Source organism: Ruegeria sp. CJ6 (assembly GCF_056536665.1).
This window is the reverse complement of record NZ_JBQFQB010000004.1, coordinates 437,699-459,603: the sequence shown is the minus strand read 5'-3', so window position 1 is coordinate 459,603 and position 21,905 is coordinate 437,699. Positions and strand designations below refer to the sequence as shown.

At 53.5% G+C, this 21,905-nt stretch carries 16 protein-coding genes; 8 read left to right on the top strand and 8 right to left on the bottom strand.

All coding sequences use genetic code 11. The annotated features are described in order from the left end of the window. Positions 1–198 precede the first annotated feature (198 nt). A complete protein-coding gene (locus ACR0BT_RS14565; RefSeq protein ID WP_480459909.1) occupies positions 199–2,043 on the top strand; it encodes a DUF3604 domain-containing protein in 1,845 nt (614 codons plus the stop codon). Positions 2,044–2,240: 197 nt separating this feature from the next. Here ACR0BT_RS14565 and ACR0BT_RS14560 read toward each other — a convergent pair whose 3' ends face one another. From ACR0BT_RS14560 to ACR0BT_RS14545, 4 genes are all read right to left on the bottom strand, one after another. Beyond that, on the bottom strand, positions 2,241–3,482 hold the full coding sequence (locus tag ACR0BT_RS14560; protein WP_170626120.1) for a dipeptidase: 1,242 nt from the start codon (positions 3,480–3,482) through the stop codon (positions 2,241–2,243). 51 nt (positions 3,483–3,533) lie between these two features. Continuing rightward, entirely contained in the window at positions 3,534–4,712 is a 1,179-nt protein-coding gene (locus tag ACR0BT_RS14555; RefSeq protein WP_170612993.1) for a carbohydrate porin, read from the bottom strand. After that, positions 4,709–5,413, bottom strand: a complete 705-nt coding sequence (locus ACR0BT_RS14550; protein ID WP_480763469.1) for a DUF3299 domain-containing protein — start codon at positions 5,411–5,413, stop codon at positions 4,709–4,711. The genes ACR0BT_RS14555 and ACR0BT_RS14550 overlap by 4 nt, the downstream gene beginning before the upstream one ends. Before the next feature lie 86 nt (positions 5,414–5,499). Continuing rightward, complete coding sequence (locus ACR0BT_RS14545; RefSeq protein ID WP_480439322.1) at positions 5,500–6,912, bottom strand: amidohydrolase family protein; 1,413 nt, start codon at positions 6,910–6,912, stop codon at positions 5,500–5,502. A gap of 124 nt (positions 6,913–7,036) precedes the next feature. On the opposite strand from ACR0BT_RS14545, the gene ACR0BT_RS14540 reads away from it, so the two are divergent. After that, the gene (locus ACR0BT_RS14540) at positions 7,037–8,041 is read left to right on the top strand and encodes an AraC family transcriptional regulator (protein WP_170395978.1); all 1,005 of its coding nucleotides are present in this window, start codon (positions 7,037–7,039) and stop codon (positions 8,039–8,041) included. A gap of 111 nt (positions 8,042–8,152) precedes the next feature. On the opposite strand, the gene ACR0BT_RS14535 is transcribed toward ACR0BT_RS14540, so the two are convergent. Then, positions 8,153–8,488, bottom strand: a complete 336-nt coding sequence (locus ACR0BT_RS14535) for a hypothetical protein (protein WP_170514092.1) — start codon at positions 8,486–8,488, stop codon at positions 8,153–8,155. Between the two features lie 440 nt (positions 8,489–8,928). Between ACR0BT_RS14535 and ACR0BT_RS14530 the strand changes: the two genes are divergently transcribed. Continuing rightward, positions 8,929–9,171, top strand: a complete 243-nt coding sequence (locus tag ACR0BT_RS14530; protein WP_170408258.1) for a TFIIB-type zinc ribbon-containing protein — start codon at positions 8,929–8,931, stop codon at positions 9,169–9,171. A 95-nt stretch (positions 9,172–9,266) separates the two neighbouring features. Here the strand turns inward: ACR0BT_RS14530 and ACR0BT_RS14525 are convergent, their stop codons facing one another. The 3 genes from ACR0BT_RS14525 to ACR0BT_RS14515 form a co-directional block, all read right to left on the bottom strand. After that, positions 9,267–10,061, bottom strand: a complete 795-nt coding sequence (locus ACR0BT_RS14525; protein ID WP_170626123.1) for a hypothetical protein — start codon at positions 10,059–10,061, stop codon at positions 9,267–9,269. Between the two features lie 77 nt (positions 10,062–10,138). Continuing rightward, the gene (gene uvrB, locus ACR0BT_RS14520; RefSeq protein ID WP_170626124.1) at positions 10,139–12,325 is read right to left on the bottom strand and encodes an excinuclease ABC subunit UvrB; all 2,187 of its coding nucleotides are present in this window, start codon (positions 12,323–12,325) and stop codon (positions 10,139–10,141) included. A 77-nt stretch (positions 12,326–12,402) separates the two neighbouring features. Beyond that, positions 12,403–12,873: an SRPBCC family protein gene (locus tag ACR0BT_RS14515; protein WP_480763468.1), complete on the bottom strand. Its 471-nt coding sequence runs from the start codon at positions 12,871–12,873 to the stop codon at positions 12,403–12,405. Positions 12,874–13,027: 154 nt separating this feature from the next. Here ACR0BT_RS14515 and ACR0BT_RS14510 point away from each other — a divergent pair, with 154 nt between their 5' ends. The 5 genes from ACR0BT_RS14510 to dctP all read left to right on the top strand — a co-directional run bounded on the left by ACR0BT_RS14510 (position 13,028) and on the right by dctP (position 21,774). After that, on the top strand, positions 13,028–13,339 hold the full coding sequence (locus tag ACR0BT_RS14510; RefSeq protein ID WP_170395965.1) for an ETC complex I subunit: 312 nt from the start codon (positions 13,028–13,030) through the stop codon (positions 13,337–13,339). Positions 13,340–13,352: 13 nt separating this feature from the next. Continuing rightward, positions 13,353–13,835, top strand: coding sequence for a GNAT family N-acetyltransferase (locus ACR0BT_RS14505; RefSeq protein ID WP_170408263.1), 483 nt, complete (start codon positions 13,353–13,355; stop codon positions 13,833–13,835). Positions 13,836–14,317: 482 nt separating this feature from the next. Beyond that, on the top strand, positions 14,318–18,127 hold the full coding sequence (locus ACR0BT_RS14500) for a hypothetical protein (RefSeq protein ID WP_480763467.1): 3,810 nt from the start codon (positions 14,318–14,320) through the stop codon (positions 18,125–18,127). Between the two features lie 212 nt (positions 18,128–18,339). Continuing rightward, complete coding sequence (locus ACR0BT_RS14495; RefSeq protein WP_480763466.1) at positions 18,340–19,341, top strand: RES family NAD+ phosphorylase; 1,002 nt, start codon at positions 18,340–18,342, stop codon at positions 19,339–19,341. A gap of 465 nt (positions 19,342–19,806) precedes the next feature. Continuing rightward, positions 19,807–21,774: a TRAP transporter substrate-binding protein DctP gene (dctP, locus tag ACR0BT_RS14490; RefSeq protein ID WP_480763465.1), complete on the top strand. Its 1,968-nt coding sequence runs from the start codon at positions 19,807–19,809 to the stop codon at positions 21,772–21,774. Positions 21,775–21,905 lie beyond the last annotated feature (131 nt).

Sequence of the window (21,905 nt, the reverse complement as noted above, 5' to 3'; positions counted from 1 at the left end):
CCTTGTGCAAAACTAAGAAAAACTGTTGTTTTCCTTGACGAACAGCCGGCTCAGATGTTGCCATGGGCTGGCATTCAGCTCGGCTGGGAGGTTCAAATGAAGTTTTTTCTGACGACATCAACAGCAATAGTTTCCGCAGCATTCATAACAAGCTCTTCACATGCTCAAGAGGCCGCTCAAGGTGGGCAAGTTGGAGAGATGACCATATCAGTTGATGATATGCGTGAACCCGCGCCTGCTGATTTCTCACCTTATGCAGGTCGAAACTTTCCTACACGACCTCTGTGGGGTGACACTCACCTGCACACGTCAAATTCGCTCGACGCGCGGGGGTTTGGCGTCATCCTGAGCCCAGACGATGCTTATAGATTTGCACGCGGTGAGGAAGTCACTACGTCGCACGGCCTTCGGGTGCAGTTATCGCGTCCCCTCGACTGGCTTGTCGTATCCGATCACTCGGACGCCATGGGCGCCATGAATGAAATCGTAGCAGGGAACTCCACTCTGATGCGAGACCCAACGCTTCGAGACTGGAACGAGCGCCTCAACGCTGGTGGGGACGTTGCGCTTGGTGCAACAATGGAGGTCATAGAAACCTTTGCGGGTATAACCGGTGATGCTCTTCCCGAGGCTGTTTCAGATCGCAGGTTCGTACAATCCGTTTGGGACGAATTCACGCAAACTGCGGATCATCACAACGACCCCGGCGCATTCACTGCGTTCATCGGGTACGAATGGACGTCCACAGAAGGAGGCAACAACCTCCACCGCAACGTGATCTACCGAGATGATGCCATTCGCGCACGGCAGATGCTGCCATTCACAACCGCAGAAACTTTTAATCCCGAACGTTTGTGGGACTGGATGGAAACTTATGAACTAGAGACCGGCGGCCGTGTGCTGGCCCTTGCCCACAACGGTAACGTCTCCAATGGCCTGATGTTTCCTGTCGAGACCAACCCTGAAACGGGTGAACCATTGACAGAAGATTACGCAGAGCGGCGTGCCAAGTGGGAGCCGATGTATGAGATCACCCAGATCAAGGGCGATGGAGAAACCCACCCGTTTCTCAGCCCGAATGATGAGTTCGCGGACTATGAAACCTGGGATAAGTCAAATCTGGGTCCGACACCCAAAGAAGACTGGATGCTTCAGTACGAATACGCGCGTGAGGCTTTGAAGAATGGTCTTAAACTAGAGGCTCAACTCGGCACCAATCCATACAAGTTCGGAGTAGTGGGCTCGACCGACAGCCATACGGCTTTGGCAACGGCGGAAGAAGACAATTTCTTTGGCAAACACTCCGGTGTCGAACCGGAACCTGGCCGTTGGCAGCATGTCGTTGGCGAGTTCGATACGACAAGGATTCTTGGGTGGGAAATGGCAGCCTCAGGTTACGCTGCAGTCTGGGCAGAAGATAACACGCGCGAAGCGATATTCGATGCCATGGAGAGGAAAGAAGTATATGGGACGACTGGTAGTCGCATCGCGGTTCGCTTCTTTGGTGGCTGGGACTTTACTGAAGCTGATGCAAAATCTCGTTTGCCCGCCGACGTCGGATATGAAAAAGGCGTTCCGATGGGTGGGGACCTCGCAACCGCTACAGAAGGCGCGGACTCCCCGACATTCCTGGTCGCTGCCCTGAAAGACCCGTTTTCCGGCAATCTCGACCGTATTCAGATTGTGAAAGGCTGGTTAAATGCCAACGGCGACACTGAAGAGCGGGTTTATGACGTGGCATGGTCGGGAGACCGCGAACCTGATGCGGACGGCAACCTACCGGCGGTGGGGAATACCGTGGATGTTGCAACGGGTACGTTTACCAATTCGATAGGATCCCCGGAACTGATCACTGTTTGGACGGACCCTGAATTCGATCCTTCTGTGCGGGCTTTCTACTACGCCCGCGTCCTGGAAATTCCCACACCGAGGTGGACAATTTACGATGCCGTTCGGTTCGGAGACGAATTGCCTGCTGAAGTGCCGACCTCAACACAAGAACGCGCTTACACTTCGCCAATTTGGTATACTCCCGGGGGGTGAAATATACCAAATACCTACGTCGTTGCTGTAAAAGCCCGGCAGTTCAGGTCGCCGCAACATTAGGCTAATCCGTTCATGCGACCGTCCGCTAAGAGCTAAACTCGGTCATTCGCAACCGATCGTAAAAACGTCCGCTTTGGGACCGGACGAGAATTTACGGCACATTTTTTGGGAGGGTAGAGGCAAGCTCCATACGGTTACCGCGAATAGAATCCATCACGAAGTTCTTGCCTCAGACGCAAACGCTCAGGGTATTCTTTCATGAATTGCTCGGGTGGTTTGCCTTCCCAAACTTGCGCATAAACCCGCATCTTGTTGCCGCCATAGATCTTTGCAAGGTCCTCGTTTGAATAGCCCCGCGCCCAAAGGTCATCGGTTATCGCCGCAAGGATTTTGGCGAGTTCGCCGTTGCCGGTAGCCCCTTTGTTGAACGCGTCGATCATGTAGCCGCCATCATCGTACATACTCGCATTGTCAGTCGCCCACTGCACGACGAGTTCAAGTGAGAACATGTCATCCGTTGCGATTCCGACATGGTCAACTCCTACAAGTCGGACGTAATAGTCGATCATGTCAGCGGCCTGCTTGGGTGAGATATCTTCAGGCCAGACGCCGTCCATCATCCATTCAGTGAAGGTCGGAGAAATGTAGCCGCCCGATTTGGCCGCGCGCAGCGCCTCGTCGTCGGGAATGGCACGATAACACCCGCGCAGCGTCGCATTCGGTTCATTCGCGTAAAGACCAGCAGGGACAGAGTGCGTGTAAACATAAGGCACACCGGGATAGGTCTCATCCATGTAGTCCATTGCGTCATTGGCCGTTTTTGAGCCAGTATGGCTCAGGTCCAGCAGGATACCGAACCTCACCATTTCATCGATGACCGACTTCCCCCAAGGGGTCAGACCAATATCGCGCCCGTTGTAGGCCGCCAATTGTCCTGAACCTGTGCGGAAGATGTCATTGTAGGCCAGGATCATACTCTTGATCCCCATATCCTTGAGCACCGCCATCTTCTTAAGGTCGCCGTCAAGGATCGTGGCCGTTTGGCTGTTCCAGATGACCGCCGTTTTGCCTTGTAAATGGGCGGCTTCGATATCGCGGGTTTCATTCACAATCAGGTAGTTTTCCGGTTGCTGCGCCATGGCCGCACGGAAGTGGTAATGCTGATCCAGAAAGGTTTCGAAAGACATATCTGCAGCAGCCAGCGTCATTTCGTGCCCTGTGATACCGTTCTCGCGAGCACGCTCAAAGTATGTGTGAAGCTGCTCGTCTTCGGTCCAGCCGGTGCCGTGGGGGCTGGCCAACATGCCAAGGACAATTGCGTCCTGCACAAATTGCTTCGCCTCATCTGACGCTTCCCAAGTCTTGCTTTCCTCGCTGGCGTTCAATGCGCCCCCAATAGCAATCGCTATGGCACCTAGGGCTAACAAGGTCTTCATGTCCGAACCTCCCAATCTACTTTGCTTTTTGGTTGCCACTCTCGAACCACCTCAGAAAACGATCCGGGTTCTTAGACCGAACAGCATAATGCTATCCTGCGTGGGGTTCAGCAGCGGGTCAGAAATGAACTGCAGTGATGGCGTGATCTGCAGCCCGGGTGATATTGAAAAACGATAGAATGCTTCGAGCGTGAACTGATCACCGTCTATGCCCCTTGCCTCGGCCCAGTTCAGTCCCAGCCCGGCCAGATCGGTATTGCGACCGTAATATCCCAGACCCGCAGAAACGGACCGATCATAAAGCGCCGCTGTCCCTTTTGAGGCCCCTGCCCTGAAGAATGGCATCCATTTATTGCCAACAAACCAAGCCGCTGAGAAGGCAGCCCCATAATCTTCAGGGCGGCTACCATCGTCGGCTGCATCCGCATGCCAAAGGGTCAGGTGGATATTGTCAAAGTAGATGCGATCAAAGCCGGAGGTGTAACCAAGCTCGAGTGACTTGAAGAGATTGCCATCGCTAAACACATCAAAGTTTGGATCAGACGGGTCGGCGTTTGCGTCTGAGATGCTCGCAACAGCGTAGAAGTTTTCGCTCAGCTTTACCCCACCGGCAATGCCAAGGCCTTGATTGGGTGTGTTAATAGTCGGATTGGTATTGAAAGACAGGTTCTGGAAACCGCTGTATGGGCTGACCAACCCATAAATGTCCACAAAGTCCGTTACATCAATCTGCCCGACTTGCAGTGTCCACGCGCCGTTCTCGGCCCTTTGCGTCCAGAATAGATTGGTCAGCAGCAAACCATTATCGTTGAAGGCTGTCCCAGTGATCGAAAGTGCTCCGCCATCCAGCCCAAGAAACTGTGGGGCAACATCAGTGTAACTGTGCCGATCTTCGATCTTGAATGTCAAAGAGCCGCGTTCAGTTGCCTGCCAACTACCGTAAAAACGCGCAATTCCGCTTGCCGCTTCGCCGGTTCCCAGATCAGCATTCGTGGATTGGCCCAATGCCAAGTAATCAATGTTGAACCGAAACCCACCCTCAGCCAGCCGGTCTTTCCACTGAAACCAACCTGGTGCGATATTGCGTGGAAAATCGGTACGGTATTGCGGATCGGTTAGCCCATCTCCGGGCTCTAGATCAGCTTCAACCGAAGATGGCCCGGACAGTCCCTGAGCCGACGCTGCGCCAGCAAAGGCAATACTCAATGCGGCAAACAGAAGTCTTATCATTCAGACGCCCTTGCCCCTCCGGTCTTGCGATCTCCTGCCGCCCGGATGCGATCGGCGGCGCGCTGCTTCCATTCCAGCCTGTCTGCTTCAGTTTCCAGAGTTTCGACGCGTTCCGTCTCTAACTGGAAAGTCGCATTCATAGGCATGAGGCCGTCCACAACCATCATATTCTGAACAGAAGGATCGATAGTCAGCGTGCCCGTCAGCCGAACGGGTTCGTGGAAATAGCTGGGCGTCCAGTCGCCGTTCAGCCGTACACGGATCATTTGGTTGGGCGGAGGTGGAGGCATGTGACTGCACATCCCGCGTTCCGGCACCAGATAGGCGACAGGTCGCCCATCCGGATCGCTCGGGGCGGGAATGGCAAAGCCCACGAGGGTGATTGTTTGACCGTCGAATTGCGGATTTCCATTTGTACCGGCTTTTCTTCGACGTTCCGTTACGACCTCTCGCTGATCCAGCAGCCAGTCGACATCAATACCATCTGCCGCCAAGGCATCCTCAGTCTCGGTCAGAAGCTCTTGCCATTTCTGCCTTTCTTCATTGCTACCAGATTCCCGCTGCAATCTGCCGCGCAGCCTTACGACGTAAAGAACATCGTCGAACTGTTCAGCGCTAAGTTCGCGATAGGGGTTTTCAAAGACCTGCGCGGACGGGTCAGGCAGGTCAGACCAGTCTAACGCGGTTCCTGGCGTCGCCATGACAGGATGAGCACACCAAACCAACCCTGCGAATACTATGGAGCGGAAGCAATGTCGCATAAATACTCTCCGGCTGTTCAGACAGGTCAATCCAGCGTGTTTTTGTAGATGACGCCGTCCTTCATGATCAGGCGGATCGTATCTGGGCTTTCAGGCCTCGGGTCGGCACCGAACCATTGATCTCCCGTGCCAACAACCGAGAAGTCTTCAAGTGGGTTACCATCGATGAGCAGGATATCCGCATAAGCTCCTTCCTCGATAACGCCCAGTTTTCCGGCGGTATACGGGTTCATAAAGTCACCTGACAAAGCGACCACCTCACCACCCGTCGATGTCAACGTCACCATCGACGTGTAGGGTCCAAAAAACTCATTGTTCAGGTGCTTCTCGTAGGCAATCTGGATATTGCATGCCTCGACCGAACCAACACAGTCGGTCTGGAACCCTCGCTTCACCGGGCATTCCTTCATATTGTCGATGTAGCCCGCAAATGTGGCCGAGGCGGACTTTGCCTTAGCAAGACTCGACGGGACATTTGCCACTGCCGGAATATCTAGCAATCCGGGATCGAAGGCCGTCAGGTTGGTGGTAATGTATGCCCCTTTTTCGTTCATGACTTGGGCAATTTCACAGTCAAACGAGAAGCCATGTTCGATCGACATCACACCCGCATCTAGCGCGCTCAGGATTGCTTCCTTCCGATAGGAATGCGCCATGACATAGCTGCCATACTCGTTTGCCACCTGTACCGCAGCTTTGATTTCCTCAGGCGATCCAGCCAGCAACTGCCACGGATCGAAGGCCGATACGACGCCACCAGATTGCATGAACTTCAACTGCGTCGCGCCCATGCGGAAATTGTTGCGTGCGAACTTGTAAACGTCATCAACACCGCTAATTTCCTGCGCCAAGTTCAGCCTGCTCATGTTTGTTTCAGACCCGGGCGGTGCAGTGAAATTCGCGAAGTCAGCGTGACCACCTCGCGTTCCGATAAATGCACCAGATGGAAAGTAACGCGGGCCGTCAATTTGGCCTGCGTCAATTGCACGACGTAACCCGCCATTGGCGCCACCCGCATCCCTGACTGTGGTGAAGCCCTGCATCAAATACATCTCGGCCATCCGTGCACCGTGTATGGCAAAGTCCTCCCACGTTGTGTTGGCCTCCATCGCAGGTAACGTCGGCCCCATCAGCATGAGGTGCGCGTGCAGTTCAATAAACCCGGGGGTCAGTGTCCGTCCCTCTCCGTCAATGACCGTAGCATTGGGGGCATCGATCGCTTCGGTTGATACGGCCTTAATCAGATTACCCTCGACCAATACGCTGGCATTCTCGATACGCTGTTCATTGACGCCATCGAAGACATGCACGTTGGTAAACAACGTTTGAGGTTCTTCTTGATCCTGAGCATGCGCGGACGTTGAAAAAGAAAGAGCTGCAGCGACAATTACCGTCGAGCAAAGGGACAATCGTAGGCCGGACATAAGTACTCCCTTCATATTCGTGTTTTGCAAACTGTAGTCCGGAAAATCTTGGCTCGGTTGCCACTTTCGAATTAGGATGTTCGAATGTGATTGAAAAAATGGCCACTTCTTAAAACTAATCCAGACAAGGGTGACGAGCTTGCCTTTCAACTCCACCTCTCAAGAGCATAGCGAGGGCTTTATTCGCCTCTCCTTAGCTGCTCCGTTCCTGCAATATCTCACCGAACGTAAGATCAATCCGCAACCAGCATTGGATCAGGTCGGCCTGAAAGCCGAACTGTTGTCTGACCCAGCCGTGTTCGTGCACTCAGAGTTGGTCTATGGTTTGGTAAATGCCTTCTCAGAAGTATCAGGGGATCGATACCTTGGACTGAAAGTAGGGGAGACGTTTGACCTGCAAGAGTGGCCTCCGTTCGCTCAGGCCCTGCAATCGACAAAGACGCTGTTCGAGTTCTTTACCCGTTTCGTGGGGCTTGTACCGCAGGAATCCAATTCTGTGCGACACAGCCTTGTCGTAGAAGCGGACAAAGCGACTTATCGAATCGAAAGGCAACAAGAGCCTACTGTGCCGCCGATTCAGGTGACCGGTTTTGGTGCCGCAATCTATGTACGCCTATTGCAGACCGTCGTCGGAGATGCCTGGGATTCTTCGCGTGTGCGATGGGAAAGCAGATACATCAACGGACTACCTATCGATTACAAAGGGATCGAGGTCGGCCTTGGGACCGATCCCGGAATGCAGATTAGTTTCCCTGTAGAATGGTTGTTTTTGCACCATGTCTCTGAGGGCTCTGCCAAGCCCATCGCCTCACCGCGACAAGATGAAGAAGTAACCGTAGTAGCTGCTTTGCGATCTGTTTTACGCGATAAGCTGGATGAAACCGATTTGGGACCAGAGGTGGTGGCTGGATTGTTGGGAATACAGCCGGAACGGTTTCTTAAGGCGCTTCAGCAGCAAGGCACAACGCTGCCCCGCGAAATCAAACGGCTGCGTGTCGATGTCGCCAAGGAACACCTCGGAGAAGACAAAATGACAATAGCTGAGATCGGTCTAATGCTCGGCTACTCCGACAAATCCCATTTCACACGCTTTTTCAGGGGCCAGACCGGAATGACACCGACCAAGTTCCGCCTTGGCTCGTAATTATGTTGCAAATGCTTGGATCAGCTGTGCGAACTTGATCTCGGAACAAAAGCAAAGGCGCGACCAGACTGCCGTCCCGACCGCGCCTTAAACCATTCTATTCGAACGCCATTATTGGCCCGTGGTCTCTACGCACGTTCCCTTGCCCCATCCGGACTTGCTGCCAGAGGCAGAGTAATCAAACGTGCCCTTCTCAGGGTGAACGTTATAATTCAGCGTGTAATCCTCACCGACATACAGATAAGTCAGGGTGTCGAGACCGGGAAACACATCCACATCCTTGTCGATATCCCCGATCGTGATGTGGCCCTTTTGCTGGCCATCATACTTCACAAGCCGAGCGGCCATTTCCGGGTGTTCCGCATCCGGTGCCTCACATTCAAACACCCGCTCCTCAGCAACTGCGGCTGCTGGCAATAGGGCAAGAAGAAGAGCTGCCTTTTTCATTGATTTCCAATCTGTATTCGATCTGTTGCACTGCGGCGGCTATTGACGATTTTGGGCGGAATTTTGTCCAAACTCGGGTCGTTCTGCGGTCTCGTTGCACGCATCTCGTTAGACCAATTCACGTTTGGGTTTCGCCTGCGTTTTGAGGTGAGCCCTAAGCACATTTCCATCGCGTTTTGGGGAGTATCCAACCCAGCATTGAGGGCTCGAAGACAGAGACAATGGGTCTATGCACCCATCAGCTGCTGAAAAATTTCTTAGGGTTCGTCATGGCAACCATTTGGAACCTCAATTTGTGAATTCCAATGCTGAAGGGGGCAGCGCGGGACCGGGCCAACTCTGCCCTACAGCTTTGCCCATAGCGGGACGTGCGGTCGCAGTAGGGTGAAAAACCCTGCGCGCGCTCCCATCTGTTCAGGACAGAAAAAGGAGAGCGTCTGATGCAATGTCCGATTGATGGAACTCAGCTGGTAATCACCGAGCGGAGCGGGGTCGAGATTGATTATTGTCCGCAATGTCGTGGCGTGTGGCTGGACCGTGGAGAGCTGGACAAAATCATCGATCGCTCTGCCGACCATACGCCGCCGCCACCGCCGCAGCGGGGTTATGATGACCGATCAGATCACGGATACCGTAAAAAGAAGAAACGCGGCGGCTTTCTGGATGAGCTGTTTGACTTCTAAGACGTTGGCACCGTGATCTGAGAGGGTTTTATCGGTTGTTGTATGGTCACGGTGGGAGATGGGTGCGAGCACCCATCCTACGCTTGCTGATCATATTATTCGGAATCGGAGATATCAGGCTCTTCGCCGATATCTATCGCAGTTAGCAACTCATACCCTTTACTAGAAATTGCGTCTTTTTTCTTCTCGAGTAGCCCCATGTCTCTCAGTTCCGCAATTGCTGCACTATACTCTAAGAATTTCTTTCTGTTGGGAATCTGAAAAGATTTACCGGACATAATTACCTTGTATTTACCTTCATAATCACTCAAACGGAATGCCCCGCTTTTATCGCGACTAACATATTTCAAAAACTCCAGCGCTGACTTAGAGACGCTCCCGATGGATGTCGTCGTCGGCAGTTCTGGTTCGTTCACGCGCCGTTCTTCTTCAAGCTCCGCCTTAAGTTCCTGTCCGCCGACCGTTGCAGCCTCCTCAAGACGTTTAGCTGCGTCAATTTTTGCTCTCTCTTGAGTTGCCTGAAGGTTCGCTTCGGCCTCAACTCGTACTAGTTCTGTTGAAATCTCTAAGATCTTCAATTTGTGCGCGGCGTTGTGTTGAATCTCTTTCATCTTTCCATTCGGACCCTGTGCCCACCATGTTCCGAGAGTCCGTAGCCACGGCGTCGCTAGTGCTAGCGCTACGCCTACAACAATGGGAATGACGGCAAGGGAAACTAGAGATGTATTGGCGTCAAAATAAAGAAACTTTTGTCGAACCGGTCGGTCGGCAAACAAGAGGTACCAGACGGGTTGCCAGTTGACTGCAAAAAAGCTAAGCGCAATTGATCCAATGAAGGGACTCCGCAGGCGTTGTGACCACGCTTCTGACAAGTCTTTAAAAAACTCCAAATTTTAATCTCCAACGCGTAAAAAATATGCGCAAGATATAGTTGTATCGGATGGCGTCAATACCATCTAGGGAGTTCTCACCGCTTCCGTCTCTTCACACTCCCACCCCGCTGCCCCGGCCTGCCAGCCGTTGACCGCCCCCGCGATTTCACTGCGTCTTCCGAGGCTTTCTCGACCGCCCATTGGCGCGCCATGGGGTCGTCGGCGACGGCCAGATCGACCGCTTCCAGACGTTTGATCTCATCCCGGATATTGGCGGCCTCTTCGAATTCGAGGTTCTCGGCGGCTTTGCGCATCTTCTCGCGCAGACCGTCCAGATGCGCCTCGAGATTCGCGCCGTGCATCGGTTTGTCGATCGTGGCGGTGACGCGGTTCATGTCGACATCGCCTTCGTAGAGACCGGCCAGAACGTCCTCGACGTTCTTCTTCACGGTCTCAGGCGTGATGCCGTGTTCTTCGTTATAGGCGAGCTGTTTGGCGCGGCGGCGGTTGGTTTCGCCCAAGGCGCGCTCCATCGAGCCGGTGATCTTGTCGGCATACATGATCACTCGGCCATCTGCGTTCCGCGCAGCGCGACCGATGGTCTGAATCAGGGATGTTTCCGAGCGCAGGAAACCCTCTTTATCCGCGTCCAGAATGGCGACCAGCCCGCATTCGGGGATATCCAATCCTTCGCGCAGCAGGTTGATGCCGACCAGTACGTCGAAGGCCCCCAAGCGAAGGTCGCGCAGGATTTCGATGCGTTCCAGCGTATCGATATCCGAATGCATGTAGCGGACTTTGATGCCCTGCTCGTGCAAGTATTCGGTCAGGTCCTCGGCCATGCGTTTGGTCAGCGTTGTCACCAGCGTGCGGAATCCGTTGGCGGCCACCTTGCGCACCTCGTCCAGCAGGTCGTCCACCTGCATCGACACCGGGCGGATTTCGACCTCGGGGTCCAAGAGGCCGGTGGGGCGGATGACCTGTTCGGTGAAGACACCGCCGGTCTGTTCGATCTCCCACTTCGCCGGGGTGGCCGAGACAAAGACGGATTGCGGGCGCATTGCGTCCCATTCCTCGAACTTCAAAGGTCGATTGTCCATGCAGGACGGCAGGCGGAACCCGTGTTCGGCCAGCGTGAACTTGCGCCGATAGTCGCCACGGTACATGCCGCCGATCTGCGGGACGCTGACATGGGATTCATCCGCGAAGACAATCGCGTTGTCCGGAATGAATTCGAACAGGGTTGGCGGCGGTTCGCCCGGCGCACGGCCCGTGAGGTAGCGTGAGTAGTTCTCGATCCCGTTACAAACGCCGGTGGCCTCAAGCATTTCCAGATCGAAGTTCGTACGCTGTTCCAGCCTTTGAGCTTCCAGCAGCTTGCCCTCGCCAACCAGCTGGTCCAACCGGATGCGGAGTTCCTTTTTGATCCCGATAATCGCTTGGTTCATTGTTGGCTTCGGCGTGACGTAGTGCGAATTCGCATAGACCCGCACCTGCTCCATCGTTGCCGCGCGTTCGCCGGTCAGCGGGTCGAACTCGGTGATGGTTTCCAGTTCCTCGCCGAAGAACGAGAATTTCCAAGCACGGTCCTCAAGGTGGGCCGGCCAGATTTCCAGGGAATCGCCACGCACCCGGAAGGACCCGCGCTGGAAAGCCTGATCGTTGCGGCGGTACTGTTGGGCAACCAGATCAGCCATCACCTGCCTCTGGTCATACTCATGACCCACCTTCAGATCCTGTGTCATCGCTCCATAGGTCTCGACCGAACCGATACCGTAGATGCACGAGACCGAGGCGACGATGATCACGTCATCGCGTTCCAGCAGCGCCCGCGTGGCCGAGTGGCGCATCCGGTCGATCTGTTCGTTGATCTGCGATTCTTTCTCGATGTACGTGTCCGACCGCGGCACATAGGCTTCTGGCTGGTAATAGTCGTAATAGGAAACGAAATACTCGACCGAGTTCTCTGGGAAGAAGCCCTTGAATTCCCCGTACAGCTGCGCTGCCAGCGTCTTATTTGGCGCCAGGATGATCGCAGGCCGCTGCGTTTCTTCAATCACCTTGGCCATGGTGAAGGTCTTGCCCGTCCCGGTCGCACCCAGCAGGACCTGATCTCGCTCACCATCATTCACACCACCTGCCAGCTCTTTAATCGCCGTCGGCTGGTCGCCAGCCGGTGCGAACTCGGTGTGCATGACGAACTGCTTGCCGCCCTCCAGTTTCAGACGCGCGCGCACGTCGTCTGCGGTCAGTTGAGTCTTGTCGGAATGGGCATAAGGCATGGGCGGGCTCCGGGTCAGGCCCCTACATTTGTTCTTATTTTGTCCATCTGCAAGGGCTGATCTGGATTCATTTTCAGCTAAGCGGTCCGGGGTTGGGCGTCGCGGTGCGTTTGAACCTTCGCCGCCAAGGCCGACAGGTTCTCGGCCAGCACGCGGCCCATCATGATCTTCAACAGGGTTTGTCCCATTAACCAGCCCAACGGTCCATATTTCATACAAAAATCCATACTACAGATAACACGGCTGCGCGTGTCGGACAGCGGTGTGATGGCAATCGCCGCCTGTGCTTCGCGCAGAGGCATCGCCACCTGCGACAACCGCACAGTGTAGCCGCGGTCGACCTGCCAATCCGTCACCTCTTCGACCAATGATGTGCCGTTCGCGAAGTGACACCGGCGCTGTGATCCAACACCATCCGATCCGGCAGTCAAAGCATCAACCGATATCACCTGCGGGGCAAACTCATCGATATGCATAAAGCGGCGGAGGATGGCCCAAATCTCATTGGGTCGGGCGTTGATGTCGAGGTGGCGTTCTTGGTGAAGCATCCTGCTGTCCTTTTACGTCTGCGCGCTTTCTACCCCGAACTAATGACAATACCTGTCATTAGTCAGTCCATGCGACCCGCGACAATTGTCATCTTGTCCCGGCGCGCGCTCTGACGCATAAACAGCTTCAGCCAAGTGAGTACGGAGAGGCGACATGCGCGCACGGATTTACCAGCCTTCGCGAAACGCGATGACCTCGGGGATGGCCAAAACCCGCAAATGGGTTCTGGAATACGCCCCGGCTTCTGCGCGTGAGGTCGATCCGCTGATGGGCTGGACCTCGTCCAATGACACCCAAACGCAGGTGCGTCTGAAGTTCGATACCAAGGAAGAGGCGCTGGACTATGCCAAAGACAACGGTATCGACGCGCAGGTATGCGAGCCGCACAAGCGCAAGCCGAACCTGCGGGCGCGCGGCTATGGTGAGAATTTCGCCACTGACCGGCGCGCTCCCTGGACCCACTGACAAGGCCCAGTGAATGATCGACATCCGCCAAGCAGACCCCGGCGCCAAGGATCTGCGCCCGATCATTCAAGCGCATCTCGCCCATAGCTGGGACGCGACACCGCAAACCTCAAATCATACGCTGGACATTGATGCCCTGCGCGAGCCGGGCATTCGCTTTTGGGCTATTTATGAGGCGGGTAAGCCCTTGGGTTGTGGTGCGCTTAAGGCGCTGCCGGATGGCACTGCCGAAGTTAAATCGGTGCACGTGGTTGCTGCTGCGCGCGGCCGAGGATTGGCGCGTGTGATCATGAACCATCTTGCCGATCTGGCCCGAGCCGAGGGCGTTTCCGCACTTGTCCTGGAAACTGGCGCAAATCATCTCTCGGAATATGACGCAGCACGCAAGCTATATGAAACATTGGGATATTCCTATTGCGGTCCGATCTACGGCTATGACGCCGATCCAAACAGCGCGTTTATGCGGTTGGACCTTACGTCCAGCCCAAAACGCTGAGGGAAAAGCTGAATGCACCCGCTTGGTGCAGTCTGACCGACCGCTTTGAATTCAGATATAAGGGCCGTACCCTTGCCCCGTTTCGAAAAACATCTGAAAAAATGGCGAGCCGTGGAGGACTCGAACCCTTATCTCAACCTAAACACAGTTATACAGTCGGTTTTGACAGACTTTGAACCCAAGTTTATAGCAGGGTGCACGAAACCCTCGCTGGAAAGCCTGCGCAAATCTAAGAGTTTAGTCAGGGCTGTCGCGAAATGGCACTTCGTTTACCATACTGGCAATCTGCGTATTTTTAACTTGCACTTTGATACGATTTAACTGGACGGCAATCGCGCGCATTAGACAATGATACCTTGAAGAGCGTGATACAGGAAAAATTTCAGGAAGTGGAACATTTTGAACAAATCCCTCAGTTATTTTGACGTTGTATATACTGCGGATTTCTTCATCTTTGCCGCAAATCTCTGAAGGAAATTGCTTTGATTACCGAGACCGATATCCGGCAGTGGGCAGATCGAAAGGAAGCCCAGTCACTTCTCCCTGTCATGGTACGCAAATTGATACGCGAAACCACGCTCGGACTTTCTTATATCCGCTTCCCAGGAAACGACGCCGTTGCTCTACACGGCGTGGATGGAGAGACAGAGACCGATGCGCCTACGCCATGGGTTCCGAAAGGCAAAGCATATTGGGAAATGGGATGTGATCAGTCTCCAGGCTCAAAAGCAAACAGTGACTATGACAAGCGCGTTAGCAGTCTCGACGTTGAAACCAGGCGCTCGAAAGCTTTTGTATTTGTTACCCCACGGCGTTGGCCAGGCAAGGAAGAGTGGTTGAAGGATCGACGTGCACGTGGCGATTGGGCCGAGGTGCATGCCTGGGACGCCGTGGACCTCGAAACTTGGCTCGACGAAGCTCCCGCGACTCGAGTCTGGCTCGCAGAGATGTTGGGCTCCGTTCAAGCTGGGATCACTTCTCCCGAAGATTGGTTCCGCAGCTGGGCCAGTGCCTCATCCCCGAATGTTACGCAGCGCCTCGTAGCGGATCGTCGTGGGGGTGTAGCCAAAGCTTTTATGCAAAAGCTTCGTGACGGTGACAGATCGATTCCGGTCGTCGCAGACAGCCGCCAGGAGGCCGTAGCCTTCTGTGTTGCGTCCCTCGATATGGAGAATGCCAACGATTTGTTGGATCGAATGGTGGTTATTACATCTCCTGACGCGGAGCCCAGTGCTGGTAATGGACCAAAGCCGATCCTAATCCTCGACCTGCCCCAGGGGGAGAAACCTGCGCGTTTGGATCGTGATCGCTTTCAAACAATTCACCCGATGGCGAAAGGCGAGGCCGCGCTGCGGGAACAGCTTGAGCTTCCGCATATTGCAGCCGACGTATTCCGAGAAGAGCTCGAAGGCATTGGTTTCTCCCGCGACGAAGCTCAACGGCTGGCTTTAGAGGTTGGCCATTCTGTAACAGTTCTCCGGCGGCGATTGTCGGACGATCCTGCAGTTCGGTTACCAAGATGGGCACAAGAGCCTGATATGGCTCGGAAGCTGCTGCCTTTCGCGCTTGTAGGTGGTTGGGTGCAGAGTGATGACCAAGATGACCTGTCTCTTTTGGCTCTGCTCTCCGATGCTTCTGAAGACAACATTTTACGCGCGGGCATTGAATTGGCGAAGGGAGAAGATGCACCACTTGCACGAATAGGCAGCGTTACGATGGCGGTCTCCCAACTTGATGCCCTCTTCGCAGTTGGTCCTTATATTGAAGCATCAGATTTAGATCGGTTCTTCCTACTATCCATCGATGCGCTTGGGGAGCGAGATCCGAAGCTCGACTTGCCCGAAGACGAGTGGTGGTGTGCGAATATACACGGCAAGTCTCGCACCTATTCAGGAGCCCTTCTATCCGGCTTGGGCGATACACTTGGTATATTGGCGACGTATGGCGATGCCATCTGTGGGAATAGACTGAACGTCAACCTTCAAGGCCGCATTGACCGCCATGTCAGAGATTTGATGTCTGAAATGACACCAGATGCCTGGGTTAGTATTCGTCCGCACCTGCGTGCAGTCGCCGAAGCTGCACCTTTGGCGTTCCTCGACTGCGTCGAGGCTGATCTTGCTCGACCGGATCAACCAATCTCGGCAATTATGCGTACCGTCGGTGCTGCAGGGATTTCGCAATCCTGCCTCCGGGTTGAATTGCTTTGGGCACTTGAGGCACTCGCTTGGTCGCCAAAGTACTTTCCGCGGGTTGCTGAGATTTTGTTTCGGCTCCGTGCCTTTGATGTCGACGACAATCACGTTAACAATCCGGCGAATTCAGCTAAGGCAATTTTTCGAGATTGGCTTCCGTCGACGACGCTCGACGTGGAAGGCAAAATAAGCGTCTTGCGTCGGTTGGCTCATCTCTACCGATCTCCGGCGATTGATGTTTGCAAATCACTGATCGAGTCCGGTCCGAGGTTTGCAAGTAGGACGACCATGCCGCGATGGTTGGCAGTAGAGGGGGAGTACGACGTCGCAACCAACGTCGATTGCTGGAAGATCCGCCGCGCTGCGAGTGAATTGCTACTTAATCTTGCCCCGTTAAACCTCGAGGAATTGCGCGCAATTTTGGAAATTGTCGATTGTCTACATCCAGATGACCTTCACCGACTTCGAGACGAAGTAGAGCGGTGGTCAAAGGACAATGAAGATCAGGCAAAAACTAAACTGGCTAATGTCGTGCGAACCAAACTCGGGCAGCTTCAGTTTAGGCATCAGCAAGAGGACAACGATGGTGTGGCTCAGTCAGTTATTCCGACGCTTGAACAGATTCTGGGCCAATTGCAGCCGCAAGATCTGCGCCACCGTCACCTGTGGTTGTTTGAGGAGGAGTACGTTCAATGGCCCTCCTTGGAAAGCGATGAAGCTTCGGGAAAGATCAATTGGCGAGAACGAGATGAGCTTGTTCAGGGCCGTCGTCACGACGCATTGCGCGAAATTGAAACAGCTTATGGTGCCGATGCTCTTTACGAGTTTTCCTTGGAACTGGAACATCCCCATATCGCAGCTCGCGTCCTTACCGGTCCGGATGTACCGCAAGAACAAACAATAGACTGGGCCATCCGAGCAATCACTGACGCAGGATTCTCAGAGAAATCTGAGAAATTCCTTGCACAGGTACTTTTTATCCACGACGAGACAGCTCTCGCCGTTGTTGTGGCGGCTCTCGAAGAAAAGGGTCTGTTGACCACTCAAGAGGATAAAGAACGACTTGGTCGTTGCCTTCCCAACCGTAGCGCCGGTTGGCGACTCGCAGAAAGAATTGGCGGGTATGTGAAGAGTACGTTCTGGTCGAACGTGCATATCCAAATCTTTGGGAACGAAGACTTCTTAGAAGTAGAGTTTGTCATCCGGCGCCTGTTGGAAGCTGGCAGGCCTCGATACGCGTTTCAGGCGGCCCGCCACGAACCTGAAAATCTCTCGGCGGACCTTTGGGTCGAAATTCTTAACGACATTGCTCAATGTTCTCAGGACGAAGGCCCGCTACCCAATCGTTGGCATCTTGTGCGCATTCTAAAGCAACTCGACGAAGCCCCAGGGGTGTCGGACGAGCAGATTGCGGCTCTGGAGTGGCCCTTTGCCAAGCTGCTGGGGGCGTATGGGGAAGGCAGCGATCGACCCGTGTGGGCAATTCATCGTCTACTCGAAAAGAACCCAGCCGAGTATATTGGGCTATTGAGATACTTGTACCGTCGGACCGACGACTCTCCAGAGGCAGATTTGGAAGAGATCGAAGCGGATCAGCTCCGCATTCGCGCTGACTTGGCCTTTCAAATCTTGCACGGGTGGGCTCAGATTCCCGGAACGCGGGACGACGGATCGCTGGATGAAAAAGCGTTTCTGGAATGGATCGACGAGATGCTCAAACTGGCCCAGAAACACGGACGTCTAAGACCGGCACTTTCTGGCATAGCGGACTGTCTCGCCCGTGTCGCAAAGGAAAGCGGCTTCGAAAATTGGCTACCAGATGTTGTTTTGAAGTTTTTGGACCGTTCTGACATGACCGACTTGAGGCGATCGTTCGAGATCGGCGCATACAATACGCGTGGTACCACCATGCGAAGCCCTTACGACGGCGGAGCGCAAGAGCGTGAACTCGCCGAAAAATACCGCGAACTCGCAGGCCGTAAATCGAACGACTATCCCCGGGTCGCCGCCATGCTCGATAGTATTGCCACGGGCTATGACCAGGACGCAAAAAGACATGATGAAGAGGCACAACTGGGTGAGAGGTGGCATCCGTAGATGTAGGCTCACGGCTCGTTGCCCTACTCAATCTGTTCCAGCTCTTAGGCGCAGCTGAGAGTCCGAAACAGAGGTTTGGGTACAGCAATACCGGTTCGTGTTGTGCTCACGCTAAAATTGTATGCAATTCCGACTACAAGTGGTCTTACGCATTTTGCTGGCGTACGACCCTTTCAATCAATGCAAGCAGAACGTAGCAGAAAGAGTTGAAGATGCATTTGGCTACTCCCCCGCATCCAATAGACGAAGATTTTTTTGAGGAAGTTTTCATTGAAGAACTTGATTCATGGTTTAACGCTGATATCGCTTGCTGCGACAAATGCTATGAGAGCTTCCTCAAGACTTGGCCAATGGCAGACGTTGCAGACGACTATGAATTCCAAAGAAATCAAATTCCATTAGACTGTTTCTACGAAGGTTCTCGTCTTGGAGAACACTTTACACTTGAGCAGTTTGAACGTCTCGTGACGGAACTGCCTTGCCCAAGGTGCGATGGAAAACTGGGCTATCTACTTTACCCTTATAACTTACCATTCAATGTTCCCAAGGACTTTGAGGAGTCCATAAATTCCATCAGCGTTCTGGCACGAGATACGCCCTTCCTACTATTAAAGAACAGGTTCGCCTCGGATGTGTTTGAATGCATCCAACAACGTGCAAAAATTACTCCAGTAGAAAAACTTGATCAAACAATGTTTCGGGGTAGAAGTCTTGCGGGCTTGAGAAGTTATTCCAACAAGGAGTTTGATTTTCCTCCGCCTGAATTCGTAGGTGAAGGACGATACAATCATGCCGGAATACCGGTACTTTATTTGGCGGATTGCGTGGAAACCTGCTTTCACGAACTGCGCGAGGAACCGTGTGCAGCCGCAGAGATTTGTGTAGACCAAGAAATCAAGATCTTGGATTTGGTAGATCCTATTGAATCCAATGAAGACGACACAGAGCTTTTGAACGCACTGGTGTTTTCTGCGCTTCTAAGTACGCCGAGCGATACCACGGGATACAACAAGCCTGCGTATGTCTTTTCGCGTTTCGTGGCTGATTGCGCCCGAGACTCAGGTTTTGACGGAATTCGATATCCTTCTACGCGGCTTTCGGAAGGAGCACATAATTTGGCAATTTGGAACCGAAATTGCTCCGTGGAGCGAAGCTCAAATATCCAAACTTTATCTGTTTTCGATGGCGATACATCCAAGACAATAGTGCCATAGCGACCACTTTTCGTGTTCGATGAGGTCATAAATTGAAGGCTGAGGCAGAACTGAGAAATCACCGCGTTCAGCAACATGGAACTCGATGTGAAGAGTCCCTACGACGGAGTCGGCACAACAAAGCAACCTTTCCACTTCGAGCTAATGTTCATACCGGTCTCATGGGAGGGGAGACATCAACAAACATGGGCGGGTCCGACACTGACCGACATCAAGAAGCCCTCAAGAAAACCAATGAACGAATATCTTGGCCCCGCGGCACTATAATTTCAGCGACGAAAGTCCCATTTCCCAAACTGTTGCATCAATCGTCGCACCCACAACGAAGTTTTGTTTCCGGCTTGGGGCAAAAAGGTACCAAACAGCAGGCTAAGTATTGGGCGTTCGACACATTGATGCCAATTCGCACAATCTGTGGTCTACTACTCCAAAGCGTTACGTTGCAGACCATCTTTGAGGATAATTTTGAGAAACTTCATTTGCCGCACACTCACTTTTTTTCTTTTTTGGTCATCATCTGCTGTTTTCGCCGATGAATACAGTATCACCGCCGTCGGAGATGCAGCATCAGCAGCCATCCAACAGATGGGTAATCAGCTTGATGATGCAGATAGCGGTGTGACATTGTCCTTCCTGCCAAACATCGCTCCACAAGATGAGTTGCTTGAATTTCTCGACTCCGGCTTCATCGATATCGCTGTCGTGTCCTTCCCCAACGTCCCAGCTCTTGCCCAATCACCGCTACTCAAGGCTTTCATGGCGCAAGATGCGATCGAAGTCCGCAAAGCCATCAATTCCGAGGTTGGCGCTTATGAAAAAGCTGACGTGGAGCGTGAGGGTTATCGTGTGCTTGATTTTTGGCACCTTTCTTCCACCATCTTCGGCTCACAGAACCCAATTCTCGAAGCAAGCGACTTCCAAGGACTTAAAGTCTTTCAGGGGACTCGCAACGAGGGTGATACCCTGATTGCGCTCGGCGCCGCCCCGGTTTCCATGCCATTCGGAGAGGTCTTTAACTCGTTGCAAACTGGGTCAATCGATTCAAGTGCCGTGCCTATTGACAACAGAGCAATTGCAGCCGGTTTCGCAGACGTGGTTACCCACTACATCGACAGGACATATGTCCCGACGCTCTATGCCGTTCTAATCACCGAAAAGAGATGGAAGGACATTCCATTTCCCGACCAGCATCATCTCGCCAGAGCTGCCGAAAGAACAGGCGAGAGGCTCGTCGATCAGCTTCAACTCCAGGCACAGACCTTCCGCACTCAAAGCCTTGCTCGCGGAGCCGTATTCAACGCTTGGGCGGCAGTCGATGTCGATGCTGCGCGGGAGGCAAGTTTGGCAGCCATTCCAGATGATCGCCCAGTCGAACGGAATCTCATCAATCTTGCCTTTGCCAACGCTGCAGCGGAAGCTGCGCCGCCGCCAGAACTGTCAGATCCCAGACCAGCGGCGGATGTCGATTTGCTATTCGCAACGGACCGGGAGCTCGTTGATCTGCAGCAAACGGAAACTGCGTACTCGTCAGTCCGCCGCCTGCGCGGCCATGATTACGGAATTGCCAGAGTCAGCCTCAAAGACCGTCGTAGATATGGTGATGATCTGGAAGATGTGTCCAACATAGAAAGGCTTGACCCGCTGACCGAAAACGACTTCCTACAAGAGCTCAGAAAAAATGACGGGCGGCAGATCGTCGTCTTTGTTCACGGGTATAACAACTCTTTCGCAGACAGTATGCGCCGTGGCGCGGCAATTCAGGAAGACATCGCTCGAGACGCCATCGTTATCAGTTACACTTGGCCCAGTGATGGGGAACTCTTAAGTTATGGATACGACGAATCCTCAACCGACACTGCGGACCAGAATTTCAAACTTTTTATGAAAAATCTGACCGAGACAGTCGATGCCGGGAGGGTCAATTTCATAGCCCATTCCATGGGAAGCCGGTTGCTCGCAAAATATCTTGCCGGCCTTCCTGAACGTGGCATCGACCCCGGTCAGACGAAATTCAACGAAATCATCTTTGCCGCTGCCGATGTTTCGATGGATTTTTTCAAACAGAAGGAAGAAACACCCTTCGATCCGGCAGCACCACTGTCAAGCTATGCCAGTCGAATTACAGTTTATTCCTCCGAACATGATCGCCCGCTTGGCCTGTCTGAAAAGCTCCACCGGGATCAGCGACTGGGTCTTGCGGATCAATCCAACATGTATCTTGAGCCAGATATTACTGCCGTTGATGCCTCCTTGATCGATCCTGCTCGATGGTATCAAAAATTCAGCTTTGCTACCCGCCATTCTTATGTGTTCGACAAGGCTGCCGGCGTGCGCGACTTAACTCGTCTCCTAAACGGAGAGGATCCAGCCACGCGACCGGGAATGAGTAGGAAAACAAGGGGGCACTTAGAGTTTTGGGAACTGCGTCCATAGGTGCAGATAAAGTTCTGTATAGAAAGAGTGGAAGAAGAAACAGCTCATCAATACGAGAGCGTGCCGCGGGTAGTCTGCGGGTCGCAGTCAGGCGCTTCTTGAATTAACGGCGTTCGTTGGGCCGACATGTG

Excerpts from the sequence above, each read along its gene's own strand:
- ACR0BT_RS14535 (WP_170514092.1), bottom strand. The coding sequence starts at position 8,488 with ATGAAAAAGGCAGCTCTTCTTCTTGCCCTATTGCCAGCAGCCGCAGTT.
- ACR0BT_RS14545 (WP_480439322.1), bottom strand. The coding sequence starts at position 6,912 with ATGAAGGGAGTACTTATGTCCGGCCTACGATTGTCCCTTTGCTCGACG.
- uvrB (WP_170626124.1), bottom strand. The coding sequence starts at position 12,325 with ATGCCTTATGCCCATTCCGACAAGACTCAACTGACCGCAGACGACGTG.
- ACR0BT_RS14530 (WP_170408258.1), top strand. The coding sequence starts at position 8,929 with ATGCAATGTCCGATTGATGGAACTCAGCTGGTAATCACCGAGCGGAGC.
- ACR0BT_RS14510 (WP_170395965.1), top strand. The coding sequence starts at position 13,028 with ATGCGCGCACGGATTTACCAGCCTTCGCGAAACGCGATGACCTCGGGG.
- ACR0BT_RS14560 (WP_170626120.1), bottom strand. The coding sequence starts at position 3,482 with ATGAAGACCTTGTTAGCCCTAGGTGCCATAGCGATTGCTATTGGGGGC.
- ACR0BT_RS14555 (WP_170612993.1), bottom strand. The coding sequence starts at position 4,712 with ATGATAAGACTTCTGTTTGCCGCATTGAGTATTGCCTTTGCTGGCGCA.
- ACR0BT_RS14550 (WP_480763469.1), bottom strand. The coding sequence starts at position 5,413 with ATGGCGACGCCAGGAACCGCGTTAGACTGGTCTGACCTGCCTGACCCG.
- ACR0BT_RS14495 (WP_480763466.1), top strand. The coding sequence starts at position 18,340 with ATGCATTTGGCTACTCCCCCGCATCCAATAGACGAAGATTTTTTTGAG.
- ACR0BT_RS14505 (WP_170408263.1), top strand. The coding sequence starts at position 13,353 with ATGATCGACATCCGCCAAGCAGACCCCGGCGCCAAGGATCTGCGCCCG.
- ACR0BT_RS14515 (WP_480763468.1), bottom strand. The coding sequence starts at position 12,873 with ATGCTTCACCAAGAACGCCACCTCGACATCAACGCCCGACCCAATGAG.
- ACR0BT_RS14565 (WP_480459909.1), top strand. The coding sequence starts at position 199 with ATGACCATATCAGTTGATGATATGCGTGAACCCGCGCCTGCTGATTTC.